The sequence below is a fragment of the Bacillus sp. JJ864 genome (assembly GCF_036963045.1).
Taxonomy (GTDB): domain Bacteria; phylum Bacillota; class Bacilli; order Bacillales; family Bacillaceae_G; genus Bacillus_A; species Bacillus_A pseudomycoides_C.
The window spans coordinates 1-1,254 of record NZ_JBALLY010000027.1 but is presented as its reverse complement, the minus strand read 5'-3'; the positions used below and the strand labels follow the sequence as shown (position 1 = coordinate 1,254).

Annotated in this window: 1 protein-coding gene; it reads left to right on the top strand. The window is 42.8% G+C overall.

What is annotated here, in order from left to right:
• Positions 1–108: 108 nt before the first annotated feature.
• Positions 109–1,242, top strand: coding sequence for an IS4 family transposase (locus V7024_RS05385; protein ID WP_335516684.1), 1,134 nt, complete (start codon positions 109–111; stop codon positions 1,240–1,242).
• The last annotated feature ends 12 nt before the right edge of the window (positions 1,243–1,254 follow it).

The following is a 1,254-nucleotide window of genomic DNA, read 5'->3' as shown; positions in this document are numbered from 1 at the left end:
CAGGCGTGTTGATTAGCCAGAAAAAACCAAAATAAATACACAAAAAAGAACACCTTTCTTGTAGAATGTAAGTGACTAAACAAACAAACTTAAGAAGAGGTGTTCTCTATGAAACAGTCTATCACACTTTTAAGCTTGCTTCAAAGTCTACTTTCAGATGAAGAAATTCAATCTATCCTACAAGAAATCGGATATGAAGACACTGCCCGTACATTAGATGTACAGACGCTCATTCAGTACCTTGTGACTGCAGCCGTTTCAGAGTGGAAAAGCTTTCGACACGGCGCAGATGTTGCTAGTGATAATGGGCTTCCTCGTGTTCATTATTCCACGTTTTCCAAGAAAACAAGTATGGTTCCGTTCTCTCTTATGAAGCGTGTGTTTCACCTTATTGTTCGCAAATGTAACCGTGCATTGAGACGAGGACTGAAGTTTCCAAAACCATTACTTATCGTGGACTCTACGACGATGACAGTTGGAAAAACGCGTTTACCTTGGGCTGTCTATCATGGGGAGCGATCTGGGGTGAAACTTCATGTGTCATACACCCCGGCAACAGAGATGCCACTTCAAGTTGTAGAAACCATTGGATTAGCACATGACGGTCCAGTAGGAGAACAGTTGACTCATTCTGAGTTCATCCTTGTAGAAGACCGTGCGTATGGAAAATTAAAGCGTCTCGATCAATTTGCTAAGGATGGTCAGCTATTCGTCATCCGTCTGCGGGAGAATGTGAAGTTATATCGTCCAAAAGGGCTCCAGCGTCTGGCAAAGCCGAACTCTCCTGTTCTTCGGGATATAACGTGCCAACTCGGTACGGAACAAAGTCGTACGAAGAAACGACATCGCGTCGTCATCTTCCAAGACGATGAAGGAAGAGAAATGCGTGTAGTGACAAACGTGATGAATATATCTGCCGAGCTCATTGCTGATATGTATAAAACTCGTTGGAATATCGAGACGTTCTTCCGTTGGATCAAACAACATTTGAACGTCCCAGTGTTATTCGGAACAACAGAAAATGCGGTGTTCAACCAATTATACGCGGCGTTATTAGCCTATGTGTTATTAAAATGGCTCTTTCAACAAGCAAAACTCCATGCTTTTCGTGACTGTTCATTTGCATCTTTTACTCGTATGTTTCTTCATCATACCTTACCTGTGGACTGGCAAGGTGCTATCGCTCTCGTGTTCAAACGAATACGAGACTTTCAAGGGATAGGTCTGCCTATTTTTGGTTAATCAACACGCCTG

What these genes read in the sequence shown, in the direction of transcription:
- V7024_RS05385 (WP_335516684.1), top strand. Translation starts at nt 109, where the DNA reads ATGAAACAGTCTATCACACTTTTAAGCTTGCTTCAAAGTCTACTTTCA.